Origin of the sequence: Pseudomonas sp. DC3200b2 (assembly GCF_049895785.1) — a bacterium.
Classification (GTDB): domain Bacteria; phylum Pseudomonadota; class Gammaproteobacteria; order Pseudomonadales; family Pseudomonadaceae; genus Aquipseudomonas; species Aquipseudomonas massiliensis.
Genome location: NZ_JAFCTA010000002.1, coordinates 122,635 through 142,442, shown reverse-complemented (window position 1 = coordinate 142,442; position 19,808 = coordinate 122,635). Strand labels below are relative to the sequence as shown.

The 19,808-nt window shown below is 64.7% G+C and carries 17 protein-coding genes; 6 read left to right on the top strand and 11 right to left on the bottom strand.

Annotated elements, in window-relative coordinates:
- The first annotated feature begins 9 nt into the window (after window positions 1-9).
- Window positions 10-1,665, top strand: coding sequence for an electron transfer flavoprotein-ubiquinone oxidoreductase (locus ACP691_RS06395; protein WP_426198711.1), 1,656 nt, complete (start codon window positions 10-12; stop codon window positions 1,663-1,665).
- A gap of 126 nt (window positions 1,666-1,791) precedes the next feature.
- Here ACP691_RS06395 and ACP691_RS06390 read toward each other — a convergent pair whose 3' ends face one another.
- The 7 genes from ACP691_RS06390 to ACP691_RS06360 form a co-directional block, all read right to left on the bottom strand.
- On the bottom strand, window positions 1,792-2,568 hold the full coding sequence (locus ACP691_RS06390) for an IclR family transcriptional regulator (RefSeq protein ID WP_426198709.1): 777 nt from the start codon (window positions 2,566-2,568) through the stop codon (window positions 1,792-1,794).
- A gap of 55 nt (window positions 2,569-2,623) precedes the next feature.
- Window positions 2,624-3,946: an MFS transporter gene (locus ACP691_RS06385; protein WP_426198707.1), complete on the bottom strand. Its 1,323-nt coding sequence runs from the start codon at window positions 3,944-3,946 to the stop codon at window positions 2,624-2,626.
- 59 nt (window positions 3,947-4,005) lie between these two features.
- Window positions 4,006-5,154, bottom strand: a complete 1,149-nt coding sequence (dgoD, locus tag ACP691_RS06380) for a galactonate dehydratase (protein ID WP_426198705.1) — start codon at window positions 5,152-5,154, stop codon at window positions 4,006-4,008.
- A 45-nt stretch (window positions 5,155-5,199) separates the two neighbouring features.
- Window positions 5,200-5,820, bottom strand: coding sequence for a 2-dehydro-3-deoxy-6-phosphogalactonate aldolase (locus ACP691_RS06375; RefSeq protein WP_426199620.1), 621 nt, complete (start codon window positions 5,818-5,820; stop codon window positions 5,200-5,202).
- Window positions 5,810-6,781 carry a 2-dehydro-3-deoxygalactonokinase gene (locus ACP691_RS06370; RefSeq protein WP_426198704.1) on the bottom strand — a complete coding sequence of 324 codons (972 nt, stop codon included), beginning with the start codon at window positions 6,779-6,781 and terminating at the stop codon, window positions 5,810-5,812. The genes ACP691_RS06375 and ACP691_RS06370 overlap by 11 nt, the downstream gene beginning before the upstream one ends.
- 156 nt (window positions 6,782-6,937) lie before the next feature.
- Complete coding sequence (locus ACP691_RS06365) at window positions 6,938-7,840, bottom strand: 1-aminocyclopropane-1-carboxylate deaminase/D-cysteine desulfhydrase (RefSeq protein ID WP_426198703.1); 903 nt, start codon at window positions 7,838-7,840, stop codon at window positions 6,938-6,940.
- Window positions 7,837-9,873, bottom strand: a complete 2,037-nt coding sequence (locus ACP691_RS06360; protein WP_426198701.1) for an FAD-dependent oxidoreductase — start codon at window positions 9,871-9,873, stop codon at window positions 7,837-7,839. Before ACP691_RS06360 ends, ACP691_RS06365 begins: the two co-directional genes overlap by 4 nt.
- 166 nt (window positions 9,874-10,039) lie before the next feature.
- Between ACP691_RS06360 and ACP691_RS06355 the strand changes: the two genes are divergently transcribed.
- The gene (locus ACP691_RS06355; protein ID WP_426198700.1) at window positions 10,040-11,077 is read left to right on the top strand and encodes a carbon-nitrogen hydrolase family protein; all 1,038 of its coding nucleotides are present in this window, start codon (window positions 10,040-10,042) and stop codon (window positions 11,075-11,077) included.
- Window positions 11,074-12,129, top strand: coding sequence for an AraC family transcriptional regulator (locus ACP691_RS06350; RefSeq protein ID WP_426199619.1), 1,056 nt, complete (start codon window positions 11,074-11,076; stop codon window positions 12,127-12,129). The genes ACP691_RS06355 and ACP691_RS06350 overlap by 4 nt, the downstream gene beginning before the upstream one ends.
- On the opposite strand, the gene ACP691_RS06345 is transcribed toward ACP691_RS06350, so the two are convergent.
- Window positions 12,126-12,950, bottom strand: coding sequence for a DUF2242 domain-containing protein (locus ACP691_RS06345; RefSeq protein WP_426198698.1), 825 nt, complete (start codon window positions 12,948-12,950; stop codon window positions 12,126-12,128). The genes ACP691_RS06350 and ACP691_RS06345 overlap by 4 nt on opposite strands.
- Before the next feature lie 188 nt (window positions 12,951-13,138).
- Here ACP691_RS06345 and gcvA point away from each other — a divergent pair, with 188 nt between their 5' ends.
- Window positions 13,139-14,023 (top strand): transcriptional regulator GcvA, encoded by an 885-nt coding sequence (gene gcvA, locus ACP691_RS06340; protein WP_426198696.1) that lies wholly within the window; start codon window positions 13,139-13,141, stop codon window positions 14,021-14,023.
- Between the two features lie 32 nt (window positions 14,024-14,055).
- On the opposite strand, the gene ACP691_RS06335 is transcribed toward gcvA, so the two are convergent.
- On the bottom strand, window positions 14,056-14,946 hold the full coding sequence (locus ACP691_RS06335; RefSeq protein ID WP_426198695.1) for a helix-turn-helix domain-containing protein: 891 nt from the start codon (window positions 14,944-14,946) through the stop codon (window positions 14,056-14,058).
- A gap of 133 nt (window positions 14,947-15,079) precedes the next feature.
- Here ACP691_RS06335 and pobA point away from each other — a divergent pair, with 133 nt between their 5' ends.
- Together pobA and ACP691_RS06325 are read left to right on the top strand one after the other, a co-directional pair.
- Window positions 15,080-16,306, top strand: a complete 1,227-nt coding sequence (gene pobA, locus ACP691_RS06330) for a 4-hydroxybenzoate 3-monooxygenase (RefSeq protein WP_426198694.1) — start codon at window positions 15,080-15,082, stop codon at window positions 16,304-16,306.
- Between the two features lie 171 nt (window positions 16,307-16,477).
- Window positions 16,478-17,536 (top strand): permease, encoded by a 1,059-nt coding sequence (locus ACP691_RS06325; protein WP_426198692.1) that lies wholly within the window; start codon window positions 16,478-16,480, stop codon window positions 17,534-17,536.
- Between the two features lie 98 nt (window positions 17,537-17,634).
- Here the strand turns inward: ACP691_RS06325 and mnmH are convergent, their stop codons facing one another.
- A complete protein-coding gene (gene mnmH, locus ACP691_RS06320) occupies window positions 17,635-18,738 on the bottom strand; it encodes a tRNA 2-selenouridine(34) synthase MnmH (protein ID WP_426198690.1) in 1,104 nt (367 codons plus the stop codon).
- Window positions 18,735-19,772: a selenide, water dikinase SelD gene (selD, locus tag ACP691_RS06315; RefSeq protein WP_426198689.1), complete on the bottom strand. Its 1,038-nt coding sequence runs from the start codon at window positions 19,770-19,772 to the stop codon at window positions 18,735-18,737. Before selD ends, mnmH begins: the two co-directional genes overlap by 4 nt.
- Window positions 19,773-19,808 lie beyond the last annotated feature (36 nt).

Sequence of the window (19,808 nt, the reverse complement as noted above, 5' to 3'; positions counted from 1 at the left end):
AGAGAACCTGTGGAACGCGAATACATGGAATTCGACGTGGTCATCGTCGGGGCAGGCCCCGCGGGCCTGTCTGCTGCCTGCCGTATCAAGCAGAAAGCGGCCGAAGCCGGTAAGGAAGTCAGCGTCTGCGTGGTGGAAAAGGGCTCCGAGGTGGGCGCCCACATTCTCTCCGGGGCTGTTTTCGAACCCCGCGCGCTGAACGAACTGTTCCCCGACTGGCAAGCGCTCGGCGCCCCGCTCAACACTCCCGTCAAGCGTGATGACGTCTATCTGCTCAAAGATGCCGAGCGCGCGCGCAAGATTCCCGACGCCTTCGTGCCCAGGACCATGCACAACGAAGGCAACTACATCATCTCGCTGGGCAATCTCTGCCGCTGGCTTGGCCAGCAGGCGGAAAACCTGGGCGTGGAGGTGTATCCCGGCTTCGCTGCCCAAGAGGCATTGATCGACGACCAGGGCATCGTTCGCGGCATCATCACCGGCGACATGGGCGTGGACCGTGAAGGCCAGCCCAAGGAAGGCATGTACACGCCCGGTATGGAACTGCGTGGCAAATACACCCTCTTCGCCGAAGGCTGCCGCGGTCACCTCGGCAAGCAACTGATCGAGCGTTTCGCCCTGGACAGCGAAGCGGACCCTCAGCACTACGCCATCGGGCTGAAGGAGATCTGGGACATCGACCCGGCGCGCCACGAGCAGGGCCTGGTCGTGCACACGGCGGGCTGGCCCCTGGACGACGAGAACCCGGGGGGTTCCTTCCTTTATCACCTGGAAAACAACCAGGTGGTGGTCGGGCTCATCGTGGACCTGTCCTATAGCAACCCTTACCTGTCGCCCTTCGACGAATTCCAGCGTTACAAGCATCACCCGGTGATCAGCCAGTACCTCGAAGGCGGCAAGCGGGTCTCCTACGGCGCCCGGGCCATTGCCAAGGGCGGCTACAACGCGCTGCCGAAGATGGTGTTTCCCGGAGGCGCCCTGATCGGTTGCGACCTGGGTACCCTGAACTTCGCCAAGATCAAGGGCAGCCATACCGCTATGAAATCCGGCATGCTGGCCGCCGATGCGGTGGTGGAGAGCCTGTTCGCCGGAAGCGAAGGCGGTGACCTGCTCAATGCCTACCCGGAAACCTTCAAGGCGAGCTGGGTCTACGAAGAGCTGTTCCGCAGCCGCAACTTTGGCGCGGCGATCCATAAATGGGGCGCGGTCAAGGGAGGCGCCTTCAACTTCATCGACCAGAACCTGTTCGGCGGCAAGATCCCCTTTACTTTGCGCGACACTACCCCCGACTATGCCTGCCTGAAGCTGGCCGCCGATTCGAAGAGGATCGACTACCCCAAGCCAGACGGCAAACTGAGCTTCGACAAGCTCAGCTCGGTGTTCCTGTCCGGTACGAACCATGAGGAGGAACAACCCTGTCACCTCAAGCTCAAGGATCCGAGCATCCCGATCGCGAAGAACCTGCCGCTCTACGACGAGCCCGCCCAGCGCTATTGCCCGGCCGGCGTGTATGAAGTCGTCACCCAGGAAAACGGTGACAAGCGCTTCCAGATCAACGCCCAGAACTGCGTGCACTGCAAGACGTGCGATATCAAGGACCCTTCCCAGAACATCACCTGGGTAGCACCCGAAGGCTCGGGCGGCCCGACTTATCCCAACATGTAGAGCCAGGTATTGAAGAGCTGGCGAGGTTATCGGACCTTCGCTGGCCTTCGCCCCGCCTGAAGGGATCAGGCAGTAGCAATGTGGCGGGGCAACGCTCTTCGATGACCGTCGCGCGAACCGTCGGGTTCAGCCGCCCAGCTCTCGGCTTACGGCATGGGCGGCCTGCTGGACCCTTGGCCGCAGTTCGTCCATGCGCTCCAATGGCATGTAAGGCACCGTACTGGCGACACTGATGGCGGCGACGATCTGCCCGCTGGCGTCGCGCACCGGTGCCGCCACGCAGCGGATGGAGGGCTCATTGTCTTCCAGGTCGAACGCATACCCACCGGTGGCATACGCCTGCATGCGGGCCAGAAACGTCTCCCAATCCGGTTCAGCGCGGCCGGGCCACACGGCGGCGGGCTGAGGCTGCCCTTCGAACAAGCGCCGCCATTCTGCCTCGGCGGCATCGAGCAACAGCGCCTTGCCGATACCGGTACGGGTGAGCGGCATGCGCTGGCCGACCCGGGAACGCATCTCCGGCCCGTTTCGCCCGGGGTTCTTGTGCAGGTAGAGCACCTGGTCGCCGTCGCGCACGGCCAGGTGCACCGTATCCCCGGTAAGCCTCGATAGCTCATCCAGCCAGGGCATGGCCAACGCTGGCAGCGGGAGTTCTTCGCGCGCCTGGAAACCCAGCTCGATCAGCCTCGAGCCGAGGTAGTAACCCTGTGGCGTCACCCGCAGGTAGCGCGCTTCCACCAAGGCGCTGGCCAGCCGATGGGTGGTGCTGCGGGTCATCCCCAGGCGCGCGGAAATCGCCTTGAGGTCGCGCGCGCCAGTGGCCACCGCCTGGATGACATTCAACCCTCGCAGCAGCGTCTGGGTGCCGGCTGGCACGGAGCAAGAGGCATCGCTGGACGTCATCGACTATGACCCTGAACGGTAAAAGAGCTCATTATCGTCGGCCACGAAGGAGCCGTCATCTCTCCTCGACTACGATGCGCTCTACCTTTCCGACCAGGACGATGTAGCAGAGCGCGCCCACTAGCGCAGTGGCCGCTACATAGGTGATGGCTGGGGCGAACGAGTCTCCGCTTGCCAGCAAGCCGATGACCATGGGTGTGATGATGGCCGACAGGTTGCCGATGAAATTGAACATGCCGCCCGTAAGCCCCAGCAACCCGGCCGGCGCCAGGGTCGATACCAATGACCAGGTAATGGACGCCAGGCCGTTGCCGAAGAAGGCCAGGGCCAGGCAAGCGATGACCACGGCCGTGGAATCGAACCAATTGGCGCCTATGATGCTGGTAGAGATGAGCAGCCCGCCGATGATCGGCAACTTGCGCGCCACGCCCACGCTGGCGCCCCGCCGGATAAGCCAGTCGGAAAACACCCCGGAGCAAAGCACGCCGATGAAGGCGGCCAGGAACGGCACTGCCGCCAGCAGCCCGGACTTGATGAAGTCCATGCCGCGGTATTTCACCAGGTAGGTGGGAAACCAGGTGAGGAAGAACCATAGGGTCGAATTCAGACAAAACTGGCCGATATAGATGCCCCACAGCTTGCGCTGGGTCAGGACAGCCTTGATCTCCCAGGCCTGGAAACCCCGTCTGGCAGCCTTGCCCTGCAGGTCCACCAGGCCGCCACCTTCCTGGATCAACGCCAGCTCGGCCGCGTTCGCGCCCCGGGCCGCGCGCGGCTCACGATACAAGACGTACCACGCCAACGCCCAGGCCACGCCCGCCAGGCCGGTGATGACAAAGACCATCTGCCAGCCGAAGGCCTGTTGCAGCCAGGCCAGCACCGGCGTCAGGAACGCCAGCCCGACGAACTGCCCGGAGGTGTATACCCCCACGGCGGTAGCTCGCTCACGCTCAGGGAACCAGGTGGTCACCACGCGGCTGTTGATTGGATAGGCCGGCGCTTCCAGCGCGCCCACTGCCATGCGCAGCGCGAACAGCGCCACGAAGCTGCCGACGAAGCCCAGGGCCAGGGTAGCCAGTGACCATAACAGCAGCGCGGCGGTATACAGAATGCGCGGCGGTACCCGGTCAACCAGCCAGCCGCCGGGAATCTGCATGGCCGCGTAGGTCCAGCCGAAGGCAGAGAACACGAGCCCCACATGGGTTGGGTCCAGCCCCAGTTCACCGGTCAGGGCGGGCGCGGCGATGGACAGGTTGGCGCGATCCAGGTAGTTGATCACCACAGTGATGAACAGCAGCACCATGATGAAGAACCGTTTACGCGTAGGCGCCATCGCGACGCTGGGAGCCACTGGCGCGGCGGTAGCTGAGGTGTGCATGTCGGGTCCCTTCTGATTATTGTCCACGTGCCGAACGCGCCCTCAGGCGCCGGGCGGCCTTACCACTCCGCGAAACTGCCATCGGCGTGACGCCAGATCGGATTGCGCCAGCGGTGGCCAATGGCGGCGCGCTCACGCACGTACTCTTCGTTGATCTCGATGCCCAGCCCTGGACCGCGCGGGATCTTCACGAAGCCGTTGTCGTAATCGAACACTTCGGGCTGGCGGACATAATCGAGCAAGTCGTTGCTCTCGTTGTAGTGGATACCCAGGCTCTGCTCCTGGATGAAAGCGTTGTAGCAGGCCGCGTCCAGTTGCAGGCAGGCGGCCAGGGCGATAGGCCCCAGGGGGCAGTGCAAGGCCAGGGCCACGTCGTAGGCCTCCGCCATCGCGGCAATCTTGCGTGTTTCGGTGATGCCGCCGGCATGGGACGCATCGGGCTGGATGATATCCACGTAGCCCTCGCTGAGGATGCGCTTGAAGTCCCAGCGGGAGAACAGCCGCTCGCCCAGGGCGATGGGAGTACTGGTCAGGGGCGCCAGCTCCTTCAGGGCTTCGTAATGTTCGCTGAGCACAGGCTCTTCGATGAACATGAGCTTGAACGGGTCCAACTCTTTCATCAACACCTTGGCCATGGGCTTGTGCACCCGCCCATGGAAGTCAACACCGATGCCTACGTTGGGGCCCACGGCATCGCGAACGGCGGCCACGCTGGCCAGGCAGCGATCGACCTTGTCGAAACTGTCCACATACTGCATTTCTTCGGTGCCGTTCATCTTCACCGCGCTGAAGCCACGGGCCACGGCCTCGCTCGCTGCCTTGGCGGTCTCCGAGGGGCGGTCGCCGCCGATCCAGGAGTACACCTTGATGCGATCACGTACCTGCCCACCGAGCAGGTCACTGACCGAAACCCCCAGGGCCTTGCCCTTGATGTCCCACAAGGCCTGGTCAATGCCCGCCAGGGCGCTCATGTGTACCGCCCCACCCCGGTAGAAGCCACCCCGGTAGAGCACCTGCCAGTGATCCTCGATGTTGCGCGGGTCCTTGCCGACAAGGTAATCGGCCAGTTCCTCGACCGCCGCCGCCACGGTGTGCGCGCGCCCCTCCACCACCGGTTCGCCCCAGCCACTGATGCCCTGGTCTGTCTCGATTTTCAGGAAGCACCAGCGCGGGGGCACGATAAAGGTGGTCAAACGGGTAATTTTCATCGCTTGTCTCTCTTGTCGATGGACTGAATTCGTAGGGGTCGCGCTTCAGCGTGCCCGCTGCCAGCCTTGTAAGTAGGCGTCGGCGCGCTGACGTATGTCTTCGGTGCTCATGTCCGGCTTGTACAAACCGGAGCCCAGGCCGAAGCCGGCGACACCGGCTTCAAGGAAGGGCAACATGTTCTCCGGCGTGATACCACCGACCGGCACCAGCGGTGTTCCCTTTGGCAGCACCGCCAGCAACGCGCGAACCACTCCGGGGGTCAGCGCCTCGGCCGGGAATAGCTTGAGCGCGTCGGCCCCGGCCTCCAGCGCGGCGAACGCCTCGGTTGGGGTCACCACTCCGGGAGCCAGTTGCAAACCCGCGGCCTTGGCCGCGCGCACTACTTTCAGGTCGGCATGGGGCATCACGATGAGCTCGCCGCCGGCGTCGCGTACCTCCCCCACGTCCCGCTCGCTAAGCACGGTGCCCGCGCCCACCAGGCAATCCGCCGGCAAGCCATCGCGCAGAATGCGGATACTGCGCAAGGGCTCGGGAGAGTTGAGTGGCACTTCGATCACTCGCAGGCCGGCAGCATAGAGCGTCTGGCCTACGGACAATGCCTCATCGGGCCGCAGGCCTCGCAGGATCGCGATCAGGCCGTTATGCGCCATGGCGTCATTGAGCAACATGGGTGAACTCCTTCAGGTCAGGTTGGACAAGGCCGGCCGCCGCAGCCAACGACCACAGCCCAAGCTCGGTAGCCTGATCGCTGATGCGGACATTGGCGAAGCCGCAAGCGTGCAAGACACGCTGGTAGCGCTGACAGAGGGCTGGGCTACCAATCAGGGCGATAGCGTCGGTACTCGTGGCGCCTGGCCGTGCGCTGGCCAGCGCGGCTACCTCATGGCCGATCATCAAGCCGGAGAGGTAGTCCGCTTGCTCGTCGGGGGCCAATACCTTGGTCAACCCCAGCGTCCTGGCACTGAACAGCGTGGCGAGCAGGCCCAGGCGGCCGTCCGCCGATCGCGCCACGGCCGCTCCGCGATCAAAGGCCTGCTGCTGGAAGGCTTCGCTGGGTGTCTGGGTACGCCCCAGGATGGTGTGTTGGCAAGCTACCGCGAAGAGCTCGCCTGTCATGAAGGTATCGAAGTGGCGGATGCACCCTTCTTCCACCTGTACCCATTTGCTGTGAGTGCCCGGCAGGCCGATCAGCCACGGCGTATTGTCCCCAGCCTTGCCCAGTGTCTGGAGCAAGCCGAAGACCTGGGTCTCTTCGCCCCGCATCACGTTGGGCAGCGCTCCGTTTTGCAGCACGCCAGGAATGATATGCAGGCAGCCGCCGTCTTGCAGGGGCTGGCGGACCAAGCCGGCCGCGACGCCGGCGGGGCTGGCTGGCGCCATGCAATAAGGGGCCTCACGCCAGCCCTGGGCGCTCCCGACCATGCCGCAGGCCACTACCGGCGCTTGGGGAGCGAGCTCGCGCCAGTCGCCGCAAGCGTCATGGAGGACCTGCTCGAAGCCACCCTTGGCGATGTTCATGATGCCCTTGGCCAGCGCGCGTGTCGCCAGCACCTGGCCGTTCTCGCCCAGGCAATAGGCCCTCAGAGCGGTGGTGCCCCAATCCAGCCCGATCAATCGTACGTCCATTGCCTCACCTGCTTGTTGTTATTTCAGCGGCGAAAAGACTATAGCGCGACCTCTTGGAAAATCTCAACATATAGGCTTCGATCCCATATTATGGGATTCGGCTACAGCCTCACGAGATCGCGCTCAGGCGATCCGTGACCTCGAAACAGAATCCGGCTACAGAAGGGCTGGGAATCCACGACGCCCTTGCAGGCCGCCCGTATGGACAAACACCAGACGGCTGCCCTTGGGGAACAGCCCGGCGCTTACCGACGTGCGTAACGCAAACAGCGCCTTGGCGGTGTAGAGGGGCTCCAGGGCAAATCCGCCTTGGGCTTCGGTGGTGGTCAGGAAGGTGATCAGCTCGGCATCGACCTTGCCGAAACCGCCGCGGCTGGCGTCATGCCATATGACGGGCTCGGCGCCCAGCAGCGCGATGACATTACGCTCGGCGCCCTGGCCAGGCCGCACCGCCAAGGCAGCGTGCACAGGGCGTCTGCCGTCTTCGGCCCTGGCCAGGCCGGCCGCGGTAGTGCCGGTACCCGCGGCCAGCCACCAGGCATCGAAATCCTCCCAGCCAATGGCGCCCAGCTGCGACTGGACCAGCTCAAGCAAAGCGCTACAGCCCTGGACGCCTCGCTGACAAGCGCCGCCTTCGGGCAGGCCCAGGTAGCCTGGGTAGCGTTCGTGCCAGGGTTTCCAGAAAGCAGGGTCATGCCGGGCCCGATAGCCGCCATAACCCAGCCAGTGCAGTTGCATGCCCATGGCGCGCAGGTCAGCCACGGTCGCCGTGTCTCGGGCCTCGCCTCGTAGCAGGCCGACGGTCGCCAGGCCTTCATGCGCGCCCAACGCTGCCAGGGCGTGAAGATGATTGGACCAGGGGCCGCCGAGGCTGATCAGGCCGGGGGCGCCTGTCGCCCGGGCCTGGGTCAGCCAGGGAAGCAGCTTGAACAGCTTGTTGCCGCTGACCAGGGGATGGATAAGGTCCAGCCGCAGCACCGTCGCTTCCACTCCCGCTGCGTCCAGCCACGGCAGGCGCAACCGCTGCAGGGGCGCCTGGCCATGCCCCGGCGCGTTCATAGCGCCGCGGCGAGACGTGAGCCCTGGTTGATGGCGCGCTTGGCATCCAATTCCGCAGCGACGTCCGCGCCACCGATCAGATGCACCCGGATGGCCGCGTCGCGCAGACCCTGCTCCAGTTCCCGTAGCGGATCCTGCCCGGCGCATACCACGATATTGTCCACGGCCAGGACACGCGGCTCACTGTCGCCGACGCGGATATGCAGCCCCTGTTCATCTACCTTCAGATACTCGACCGAATTGAGCATCTGGACGCGCTTGCTCTTGAGCCCCGCGCGATGAATCCAGCCCGTGGTCTTGCCGAGGCCATCGCCTACCTTGCTGGCCTTGCGCTGCAACAGCCAGACCTGCCGCGCCGGCGGACTGACTTCAGCCTGCACCCCAGCCACCCCACCACGCGCGTCCAAGGTGGGATCGATACCCCATTCGCGCCAGAAGGCGCCAGGGTCCAGGCTGCTCACGGTGCCTTGGTGAACGAGGAATTCGCTGACGTCGAAACCGATGCCGCCCGCTCCGATCACGGCGACCCGAGCACCGACCGGCTTGCGCCCAAGCAGAACGTCGAGGTAGGTCAGCACGCTGGGGTGATCGATGCCGGGAATCGGAGGAACCCTTGGCGTGATGCCGGTCGCGAGGATGACCTCGTCGAAGCCGCCATCGACCAGCTCGGCCACGCCGACCCGGCCCCCCAGCCGTAGGCTGACCCCGGTCAGTTCCAGCTTGCGGCGGAAGTAGCGCAGGGTTTCATTGAACTCTTCCTTTCCGGGGATACGCCGCGCCACGTTGAACTGGCCGCCCACTTCGGTGGCAGCGTCGAACAGGGTCACCTGATGCCCGCGCTCGGCCGCCACGGTAGCGGCGGCCAATCCCGCTGGCCCGGCGCCCACCACGGCGATTCGCTTAGGCGCCATCGTCGGCAGGTACAGCAGTTCGGTTTCATGGCAGGCCCGCGGGTTGACCAGGCAGCTGGTGAGCTTGCCGGCGAACGTATGGTCAAGGCACGCCTGATTGCAGGCGATGCAGGTGTTGATCTCGTCCGCGCGGCCCTCGGAGGCCTTGGCCATGAACGCCGGATCCGCCAGGAAGGGCCGGGCCATGGACACCATGTCTGCGTCGCCCTCGGCAAGGATGCGCTCGGCCACTTCCGGCGTGTTGATGCGGTTGGTGGTAATCAGCGGAACCTTGACCGCGCCGCGCAGCTTGGCCGTCACCTTGGCGAAGGCCGCGCGAGGCACCTTGGTAGCGATGGTCGGGATGCGCGCCTCATGCCAGCCGATACCCGTGTTGATCAAGGTCGCCCCGGCCGCCTCTACCGCCTGGGCCAATCGCACGATCTCGTTCCAGTCGCTGCCACCTTCGATGAGGTCAAGCATGGACAGCCGGAAAATGATGATGAATTCGGCACCGACCGCGGCGCGGACCTGGCTGACGATCTCCACCGCCAGGCGCATGCGGTTCTCGTAGCTGCCACCCCAACGATCCGTGCGGTGGTTGGTCCAGGCGACCAGGAACTGGTTGATGAAATAACCCTCGGATCCCATGATCTCCACGCCATCGTAGCCGGCCTGCCGGGCCAGGCGCGCGCAGTTGACGAAATCGGCGATTTGTTTCTGGATACCGGCCTCATCCAGCTCATGGGGTTTGAACGGGTTGATCGGTGCCTGGATGGCGCTCGGTGCTACCAGCGCAGGGCTGTAGGCGTAGCGCCCGGCATGCAGGATCTGCAGGCAGATCTTGCCGCCTTCGGCATGTACCGCCTGGGTGACCACACGGTGACGCTCGGCTTCTTCGGCCGTGGTCAGCTTGGCGGCGCCCTTGTATACGCCCCCTTCTTCATTCGGCGCGATGCCCCCGGTCACCATCAGCCCTACGCCGCCCCGGGCGCGCTCGGCGAAGTAGGCAGCCATGCGTTCGAAGCCGCCGGCCACCTCTTCGAGCCCGGTATGCATGGAGCCCATCAGGGCCCGATTGCGCAAGGTGGTGAAGCCGAGGTCAAGCGGGGCAAGCAGGTGTGGGTAGAGGGTGTCGGTCATGGGGTAGCTCCAGCATCAGGTCCGCGGCCGCTCAGGATGGCGCCTGCGTCATGGCTGCGACAGTAATGACCGGACGGGGTACGCTCAATGATCGCAAATGACAAGTCATTGATCCAGGCGCACAGGCTGCTAACCTATGCTCCACTGTCGGTTTCCTTGGTTGCTCATGCGCAAGTTTTCCCTTCTGTTCTGCACAGCGCTGGTCGTATCAGCCGTAGCGGCCTATGCCGGCTGGATTGGTCAGCGGCCGGTGGCGCACTACCTTTCCGACTTGCGTATCGACCTGGTGCAGGAGCAGGGCACGCGCGGCGACGCTGGCAACATCCTGGGAATACAGCCACACATGGCCCCGGCGGACTACCAGGATGCCCGGCGCCTGCGCCTGAAGTTCGAGGCCTACCTGCGCCAGGCGCGGGCCCAGGGCCTGCTCGGCCCTCATACCGTGATTGTGCTCCCCGAGCACATCGGCACCTGGCTGTGGCTCAGCGGCGAAAAGGACGAGGTCTACCAGGCTGATCGCCTGGACGCCGTCAGCGGCTGGCTGACCTTGAGCAACCCTTTGGCGTTCGTCCGGGCATGGTGGCAGGGAGAAGGCAGGCATCGCCTGAGCGAGGCGCAGTTACGCATGAAGGCCTCGCGGATGCGCGACGAATTCCAGTGGGTGTTCGGCGGCCTGGCGCGGCAATTCAAGGTAACCCTGGTGGCCGGGTCCATCGTGCTGCCCAACCCCAGAGCCGAGGACGGGCAACTCGCTCTGGCGGCCGGCCCGCTGTACAACGTCGGCGTGATCTTCGGGCCGGACGGGCGGGTCCTGGGTCAACCGCTGCGTCAACACCAGGTACACTATCGGCGCTTTGTCAGCCAGGGCCCCTCCCCGGCCGTCGCCTTCATTCCCACCGTCGCAGGCCCGCTGGCCGTGGCCTTGGGCAACGATGCCTGGGCGCCCGAGATACAGGCCCGGATTCGTGAGCAAGGCGCCCGCGCGCTGCTGGTCCCCGCCTTCAGCGCCCAGGCCCTGAACGAATCGCCGCCCGCGCCGCCGCCGGACCTGTCTGCCCGCATCCCGGCCGGCGTGCTGGTATACCTGCGGGGTCGTTTCTGGAGCCATGTGGGCGCTGGCGAGGGTTACAGCTGGCAAGCCGGCGCGCAGGGCCGGCCCGCGCCGGCGGGTAACGGCGCCGGGATGTTCAACCTATGGCTATGAATGCCCGCACGGTGCGGCTGGGCGAGGTGTCCGTGGGGTTTCTCCAGGCCCTGGCCGCGGCCTTGGTCGAACACAATCGAAGCCCCACGCCGCTACTGGAGCAGTTCGGCTTCGACGCGACCCGCCTGGGGCAAGCGGGCGCTACCTTGTCCATCGCCCGCTACATGCGTCTGGGCCACGCTGCCATCCAACTGAGCGGCATTCCGGCCCTCGGGCTGACCATGGGCCGCTGTGCTCGCTTTGCCCACGCGGGTCTGGCCGGGGTGACCGCGGCCCAGGCGCCGAACGTGCGCGAAGCAGCGCGGACACTGATTCGTTTCGAGCCCCTCTATGGCGTCAACTATCGAGGACAGTCCAGCTTCCAGGAAGATGCCGGGGGCGCCTGGCTGAACTTCTACTCCATCAGCCCATATAACGACTTCAACCGCTTCGTGGTGGACTCCGTGCTCAGTGGCTGGCTCGGCCAGCTCAGCCTGCTGACGGGCGAACCATTACGCGCGGAGCAGCTACAGATCGAATTCCCTGCCCCAGGCTATGCCCAGGCCTATGAAGGCCTGAGCGAGGCCCCGGTGCAATTCGGCAGCCAGGCCAACCGACTGCGATTAAGCCAGCGCACCCTCGCGCTACGCAATCCTGACCATTGCCCAAGCACCTGGCAGCAACTGTTGGTCTTGTGCGAGGAAGCCCTGGTTCGACAAACCCGCTCGCGCAGCCTGACCGAGCGTATCGCCGGGCTGCTCGGCCCCATGTTGGAGGGCCGTCGCGAGCCCGACCTGGGACAGGTCGCCGCCCGCCTGAAAATGCCGCCCTGGACCCTGAGACGCAAGCTCGCCGAGGAAGGCAGCGGCTTTCGCGTGATTCTCAACCAGACCCGTCGTGACCTGGCCATGGCCTATATCCGCGACACCGAACTGAGCCTGGGGGAGATCACCTACCTGCTCGGCTTCACGTCCGCCGAGGCGTTCCAGCGCGCTTTCAAGCGCTGGGCCGGGCAGCCGCCCGGTGCCTATCGCAAGAACTGGCGGCAGCCGGGAGAAGATCCGGACAGCTAGGGCGCCGCCTGGGCGCCCTCATTCGGAGTGATAGGTGGCTGCTCGGCGGGCGGAGCCAGCGGCTCGGACATCTCGGGCAAAGCCTCGGAGGGCTCGGCTGTCGGGGCAGGCGCCGGGGCCTGGGGAGCAGGTGGCGCTGCCGGCTCCGGCTCCGGCTCCGGCTCCGGCTCCGGCTCCGAGGGCAGGGGCTCTGCCGTCCGGGTGGCGTCCCGGGAGGGCGAGGTTTCCGGCACGCCGAGATCACCCTTGGGCCTGTCGGGAATATGCGCCGCCTCCCGCGTCTCCCTGGGCAGGAAGCTTTCTACCAGGGCAAAGTAGCGTTCGTAGAATTTGCTGGCCGATACGGTTTCACTGGCCACCTTGACCATGGAATCGTCGGTGGACCCGATCGGCATGGATACCGAGCCCAGTACACCAACCCCAAGGCTGGCCGAATTGTTGACCTTCTTCAGGGCGTAACGGTCCTGCAGGGCGTTGGCGAACATGGTCGAGGACCGGTCGCCATTGCTGTCCGGCGCGCAGACCACGTTGAAGGAGATCTCCAGATGGGTGTCACCGTTCTGCTGGAAGCTCTTGTGTCCGCTGACCAGCTTGGGGTCGTTGCTGGTGATGATGTAGCCCTGGCTGAGCAAGGCGCGGCGGGCGGCCTCACAGGACGCGGTATCGCTGACCGGGTAGCGACGGGAAAAAGTGCCGGAATCATCGAAATGCTCGTGCTCGTAGATGGCCGGTTTCTGCGAGGAACAACCCGCCCCGGCCGTCACGATCAAGGCCAGCACCCACCCTTTGCGAGGGAGAGCGGCGGCAATGGAATTGAACATCGACATATCCTGGTAACGAACGGCGGGATCGGCATCGTGCATTACAACAGAGGGCCGCGCGCCATGAAATCGGTGATTGGGACCCACGGATTTTACTATGCCCCGCGGCAAGTACCAACCGGCCGAATGGCAGATGGCGTAGGCTTGCCGTATATTGCGCCGGCTTCGTTACGCCCAAGGAAACGGACATGTCACGCCGCCTGATGCCCTCGATAGCCGCGCTGCAATGCTTCGAAGCCGCCGCGCGCCATCTGAGCTTTACCCGTGCCGCCCAGGAGTTGCACCTGACCCAGAGCGCGGTCAGCAAACAGGTGGCGCAGCTCGAAGACATGCTCCGTCATCACCTGTTCCAGCGTGTGCGGCGGCGTCTGCAACTGACGCCCGCAGGATCCCTCTACCTGGCCGAGGTAGACAAGATTCTGACCCAGATCGATATGTCCAGTCGCTATATCCTCTCCTACGGAGCCGAAACCGAAGTGCTGCGCGTGGCCACCCAGCCCACCTTCGGCGCGCGCTGGCTCATTCCTGCCCTCAAGGGCTTTGGCAAGCGCTATCCGCAGATCCATCTGGAGATCAGCAACGCGCTGGAACCCTTCGACCTGTCTCAGTCCCGGGCTGACGTAGCCTTTTTCTTTGGCCAGGGCACCTGGCCCGGCGCTACCTGCCTGCGACTGTTCGATGAAGAGGTGATTCCGGTGTGCGCCCCGGAGCTGGCGACGGAGACACGCCTGTCCAAGGCAATGGATCTTACCGGGGTAGTGCTGTTGCAGTGCACGTCTCGCCCTGAAGCCTGGCACGAATGGTTTCTGGCCCAGCACCTGCATTCTTCGAACAGCTACCATGGTCCGCGCTTCGATACCTTCTACATGTGCATTCACGCAGCGGTGGCCGGATGCGGCGTGGCACTGCTGCCGCGCTACCTGATAGAAGACGAACTGGCCTGTGGAAAACTGGTGGCGCCAGTACCCGCGGCCATGCCCAGTAATGGCTCACACTTCATGGCTTTCTCCGAACATGCCAGCGAAGTGCCCAAGGTCCGCCGCTTCGTGGACTGGATACTCGAGCGGGTCTGAGCCCACCCCGCGCAATCCGGAAGGGCGGCGGCCTAGACAACCGGGCCGGTGGCGAGCGACTCCCGGAAGGCGCGCGGCGACTGGCCCGTCAGTCGACGGAAAAACCGGGCGAAATACGCAGGATCGGCAAACCCCAGGGCGTCAGCGATCTGATTGATGGTCATGCTGGTGTAGGTCAGGTTGCGCTTGGCCTCCAGCAGCACGCGCTGGTGAATGATCTGCAACGGCGACTGTTTCGCCAGACGCCGGCACAGGCTGTTGAGCTGGGGCACCGATACCCCGATGGCATGGGCCAAATGCTCTACGCTGGGCTGCCGACGGAAGCAGGCTTCCACTTGTTGTTGAAAGCGTGCCAGTACTTCACGTCCCCGTTCCGGGACCTGCAGCGCGGCCCGATGTTGCTGGATACGTCGGCCCAGCCACACCAGGGCTACGTTGGCCAAGGCATGCAGCATCAGTTCACGGCCCGGCTGCGGACCTGCATATTCGCGCTGCAGCGCCTGGAACAGGCGGTACAGGTAACCCCGTTCTTCACCCGCCAGCAGGCACACCGGCGCCTGGAACAGTTCCTGGCCCATGCCCGCCTGCGCGCGCAGCTGTTCGATCCAAGGCGCGGCCAGGGTCACTACGTAGCCCTCTACGTTTTCACTGAAGCGAAAGCCGTGAACGGCCAGTGGCGGTACGAACTGCAAGGCAGCCTGACGCACCGACTGTCGATGGCCTTCGATGTCGATCTGCGCTTCTCCACGATGCAGGTATAGCAATTGATAAAGGTCGGCATGGCGGTGCGGCCCGATTTCCCATTGGAAAACCCGGCTGCGGGCACTGATGGTCTCGCAGTGCAGCAAGTCGGCGATTGGCCAGTCAAGTCCGTCGCCATAAAGCTTGAAGGTCGGTACCTGTTCAACAGCAGGCGGATTCACGGCGCACCTCGGTTCGATAATCGAACTCTTTACTTGAAAGTACCCGTTATTTAGCCGATTTCCCCTGTTGTGAACAGTGGGCGGGACCAAAAATACAGACAGTCCAAACACAATAACAATCGCGAGACATTCCATGCATACTTCAGTCGCAATCATAGGCGCGGGGCCTTCCGGCCTTCTGCTCGGTCAGTTGCTTCACCGTGCCGGCATCTCCAATGTCATTCTTGAACGGCAAACCCCAGAGTACGTGCTTAGCCGCATTCGCGCCGGGGTGCTGGAACAGGGCATGGTCGACCTGCTGCGCAAGGCCGGCGTGGATCAGCGGATGACTGCTGAAGGCCTGGTGCACGACGGTTTCGAGCTGGCCCTCGATGGCCGCCGGGTGCATATCGACCTGAAGGGGCTTACCGGCGGCAAGACCGTGATGATCTATGGCCAGACCGAAGTCACCCGTGACCTGATGGCCGCGCGCCAAGCCGCTGGCGCTACCACGGTGTACCAGGCCGGGGATGTGCGTATCCACGAGCCCAAGAGCGACCGCCCCTGGCTCACCTATGAGCGGGACGGCCAGGTGCATCGACTCGACTGCGACTATATCGCTGGCTGCGACGGGTTCCATGGTGTTTCCCGGCAGAGCATCCCCGCCGAGGCCTTGGAAATCTTCGAGCGGGTCTACCCCTTCGGCTGGCTGGGCATCCTGGCCGATACGCCGCCGGTGAATGAAGAGCTGGTGTATGCCGCCCATTCCAGGGGGTTTGCCCTGTGCAGCATGCGCTCACCGACTCGTACCCGCTATTACGTGCAGGTGGATGCCCAGGAGACGGTCGAGAACTGGTCTGACGAGCGTTTCTGGTATGAGCTAAAGGCACGGCTGCCACAGGACCTGGCTGAGAAACTGGTGACCGGCCCGTCCATCGAAAAGAGCATCGCCCCGTTGCGCAGCTTCGTGGTGGAGCCCATGCAATATGGCCGCATGTTCCTTGTGGGCGATGCGGCCCATATCGTCCCGCCGACCGGGGCCAAGGGCCTCAACCTGGCGGCCAGCGACGTGAGCACGCTGTTCGATATTCTCCAGAAGGTGTACCACGAAGGCCGCACGGAGCTGATCGAACGCTATTCGCAGATCTGCCTGCGGCGAGTATGGAAGGCCGAACGATTCTCCTGGTGGATGACTTCCATGCTTCACCAGTTCCCCGATGCCGATGCGTTCAGCCAGCGCATCACGGCTACCGAACTGGATTACTTTGTCAGCTCGGAAGCCGGGCGGCGCACCATCGCCGAAAACTACGTAGGCTTGCCTTACGAGCCGGTAGAACCGCAAGCGGATACCGACCTCCCGCTTCGCTCGCGCTGTGCCTGATGGGCATCGCGGGTCCGTGGCGATGCCGTTGCCATTAGGCCTGCGTGACCCTGTCACAGGAAGTTTTCCCGTCACCAGCCCCGCTTGGCACTGGCCCAGCCCGGCGGCCCTGCCCTTTGCGCCACCGAAACCTTATCATGCAGCGTTTTTTACCCACGGACATCTGCTGCCATGCATAGCCTGCCCTCCTCTCCCCAGCCACGTGGCTGGTCGTTCTGGTGGAAACCCCTGTTGTTCGTACTGGTCGCCGTGCTTGGCCTGTACTACGTCAAATGGTCGCCCTATTACCTGAAGTCGTTCGTGGCCGCGCAGAATCACAGCATCGGGGCTTCGATCATCGACGATCACCAGGTGGCACCGCTGCAGGCAGCGCTGGCCTATGCCCAGGTCTATTTCCTGGCGATCTGGAAGGCCGCTGTGCTGGCGGTCATTCTCGGCTCCCTGCTCCAGGTGCTGATTCCGCGGGACTGGCTGCTGCGTCTGTTCGGCAAGGCGGGCTTGGGCTCTACCGTGCGCGGCGGCCTGTTCGCCCTGCCGGGAATGATGTGCAGCTGTTGCGCGGCCCCCGTGGCCGCCGGCCTGCGCAAGCAGCAGGTTTCCGTAGGCGCGGCCCTGGCCTTCTGGATCGCCAACCCGGTGCTCAACCCGGCCACGCTGGTTTTCATGGGCTTCGTGCTCGGCTGGGGCTTCGCCGCGTTGCGGCTGGTCGGCGGAGTGATGCTGGTGCTGGGGGTGGCGCTGTTCGCTCAGCGCCTGTCCCGCCCTGACCAGGTGCCAGAGCCGGCGCTCAACGCGGTGGCGGCTGCCACGGCCGACCCCGAAGGCAGCTTGCTAGGACGGTGGGCCGCCAGCCTATGGCACTTGTTCTGGAGCACCATCCCGGTGTACGTGCTGGCGGTGCTTGTGCTCGGGGCGGCTCGGGTATGGCTGTTTCCCCACGTCGACGGCAGCTTCGGCGAAGGCCTCAGCTGGCTGGTGCCCATGGCCGTCATCGGGACGCTTTTCGTGATCCCCACGGCCGCGGAGATTCCCATCGTGCAGACCCTGATGACCCTGGGCCTGGGCACAGCGCCAGCGGTGGCCCTGCTGATGACCTTGCCTAGCGTGAGCCTGCCGTCCCTGCTCATGCTTCGCCAGTCGTTCGACGCTCACGTGCTCTGGGCCGTCGCCCTGATCGTCATGGCCTTTGGCACCCTATGGGGGCTGGTGGCCCTGGCCCTGCCGCTGTAAAGGCGAGCTGTCGCCATCTGTGGCAGCTCGCGAAGCAAGCGCATCCGGAAGCTTTCGCCAGCTTCGCTGGCTCCCACCGGCGAACCGGGCGGGCCGGTTCAGCCTCGGCCCGGGCGCTGTCGAAGGTATTCCACCACCTCGGCCCGCTGGCCAGCGAATTCGATACGCTGGCCCTTGGCATCTCGCTGAAAGACATACATGGGGTCGTAATACTCCTTGAGCAGCGTTTCGATCCAGGCGCGGTGACTGTCGACACGGCCGCTGGCGGCCTGGACCTGCAGCGCCTGGTCCAGGATAGCGGCCAGGCGCTGATAGCGCTCGCCCCCCAGACGCTTGGCGATGCCTGCCAGGCTCTGGCGCAGGCGCTGCGCGAACGCTGTGAAACCCGCTTCCTCGCCGTGGAGCGCGACGAACTCAGCGCACAGGTCGACCACATAGTCGCGCAGGATGCGCGAGACCCGCGAATCGAAGCTGTCCTCCAGCCACACCAGCGGGCTTTGCTGCATGCGCCGGAACAGCGACAGCGGCAAGGCGCAACTGCCGATCATGCGGCTTTCATCCTCGACCACAAACCCTTGCTGGCCCCGTGCGCGCCGCTTGAGCAGGTCGATCGCCAGGCGATTCTCGAAAGTGATCGGTGCCGGCTGCGCAGTGGCGCGCTTGCCGAACCCCGAGCCCCGATGGTTGGCCAGGGCTTCCAGGTCCACGGCGTTGTCCAGTTCGCCAAGCACTTCGGTCTTGCCGATGCCGGTCATGCCGCCCAGGCATACGAAGCCAGACTGCGCCACCGCGTCTTCGGTCTGCTCGATGAGGTAGGTGCGTAGCGCCTTGTAGCCACCGATTACGCGGGGAAAGTCCAGGCCCGTCTCGGCCTTGATCCACTGCTGGGTGACCTGTGAACGCAAGCCACCGCGGAAGCAGTACAGGAAACCCTCGGGGTTGGCCTGTACGAATCGCGTCCAGGCTTCGACCCTGGCCAGCTTCAACGGACCGGCGACCAGCCGGTGGCCAAGCTCGATGGCGGCCTGCTGGCCATGCTGTTTGTATGCCGTGCCGACCCGCTCGCGCTCGCGGTCGTCCATGAGCGGAAGATTGACCACCCCGGGAAACGCGCCCTTGTTGAATTCGACCGGGGCGCGTACATCCATCATGGGCACGTCTTCCAGGAACAGCCGCTGGAAGTCCGTGGTATTTTCCCTCATCGAATCACCTCGACCGCATGCGCGCCCCGGCCTGTCATCTCCCCGATGGGCGCGAGCGCCAATCCCAGATCGGCAGCGCAGGCGAGAAAGGCTGCATCCTCCTCCGGCGCTACCGCAACCAACAGGCCGCCGCTGGTCTGTGGGTCGCACAAGAGCAGGCGATCCGCCTCACTCATGGGGCTCACCCCAGCGCCGTAACTGTCGAAGTTGCGCGAGGTGCCGCCAGGGGCACAGCCCTGCGCCAGGTAATCGTCCACCCCCGCCAGGCGGGGCACCGCCGCAGCCTCGACGCGGGCGGTGAGCCCGGCGCCGTCAGCCATTTCCAGCAGGTGGCCGATCAGCCCGAAGCCCGTGACGTCCGTCATGGCCCGCACGCCGGGCAACTTGGCAAAACGGCTGCCGGCCACGTTGAGGGTGCACATCCAGTCCCGCGCTACACCCTGGTCTTCCGGGCGCAGCAATCCCTTCTTCTCCGCAGTGGTCAGGATGCCGATGCCCAGGGGCTTGGTCAGGTAAAGGCGGCAGCCTGCGGTGGCAGTGTCGTTGCGCTTGAGCTGCGCCTTGTCCACCAGGCCGGTGACCGCCAGGCCGAAGATGGGCTCCGGCGCGTCAATGGAGTGGCCTCCGGCCAGGGGGATGCCGGCCGCGTCGCAGGCGGCCCGGCCGCCACGGATGACCTCGCGGGCAATCTCCGGCGCCAGGACGTTCACCGGCCAGCCCAGGATCGCGATGGCCATCAGCGGCGTACCGCCCATGGCATAGATGTCGCTGATGGCGTTGGTGGCAGCGATACGGCCAAAGTCGAAGGGGTCGTCCACGATGGGCATGAAGAAATCCGTGGTGGAAACCACGCCCCTTTCCTCATCGATGCCGTAGACCGCCGCGTCGTCCCGCGAGGCGTTGCCTACCCACAATGCCGGGTCGAGGTTCTGCGCTCCGCTGCCCGCAAGGATCACTTCGAGCACCTTGGGAGAGATCTTGCAGCCACAGCCAGCGCCATGGCTGTACTGGGTCAGGCGAACGGTTTCGGTCATGGTCGGGCCTCTGAAGTTCAAGGCGGCCAAGTCTAC

Coding starts and splice junctions, on each gene's coding strand:
- ACP691_RS06390 (WP_426198709.1), bottom strand. CDS start 2,568: ATGACGTCCAGCGATGCCTCTTGCTCCGTGCCAGCCGGCACCCAGACG.
- ACP691_RS06385 (WP_426198707.1), bottom strand. CDS start 3,946: ATGCACACCTCAGCTACCGCCGCGCCAGTGGCTCCCAGCGTCGCGATG.
- dgoD (WP_426198705.1), bottom strand. CDS start 5,154: ATGAAAATTACCCGTTTGACCACCTTTATCGTGCCCCCGCGCTGGTGC.
- ACP691_RS06370 (WP_426198704.1), bottom strand. CDS start 6,781: ATGGACGTACGATTGATCGGGCTGGATTGGGGCACCACCGCTCTGAGG.
- ACP691_RS06365 (WP_426198703.1), bottom strand. CDS start 7,840: ATGAACGCGCCGGGGCATGGCCAGGCGCCCCTGCAGCGGTTGCGCCTG.
- ACP691_RS06360 (WP_426198701.1), bottom strand. CDS start 9,873: ATGACCGACACCCTCTACCCACACCTGCTTGCCCCGCTTGACCTCGGC.
- ACP691_RS06355 (WP_426198700.1), top strand. CDS start 10,040: ATGCGCAAGTTTTCCCTTCTGTTCTGCACAGCGCTGGTCGTATCAGCC.
- ACP691_RS06350 (WP_426199619.1), top strand. CDS start 11,074: ATGAATGCCCGCACGGTGCGGCTGGGCGAGGTGTCCGTGGGGTTTCTC.
- ACP691_RS06345 (WP_426198698.1), bottom strand. CDS start 12,950: ATGTTCAATTCCATTGCCGCCGCTCTCCCTCGCAAAGGGTGGGTGCTG.
- gcvA (WP_426198696.1), top strand. CDS start 13,139: ATGTCACGCCGCCTGATGCCCTCGATAGCCGCGCTGCAATGCTTCGAA.
- pobA (WP_426198694.1), top strand. CDS start 15,080: ATGCATACTTCAGTCGCAATCATAGGCGCGGGGCCTTCCGGCCTTCTG.
- ACP691_RS06325 (WP_426198692.1), top strand. CDS start 16,478: ATGCATAGCCTGCCCTCCTCTCCCCAGCCACGTGGCTGGTCGTTCTGG.
- mnmH (WP_426198690.1), bottom strand. CDS start 18,738: ATGAGGGAAAATACCACGGACTTCCAGCGGCTGTTCCTGGAAGACGTG.
- selD (WP_426198689.1), bottom strand. CDS start 19,772: ATGACCGAAACCGTTCGCCTGACCCAGTACAGCCATGGCGCTGGCTGT.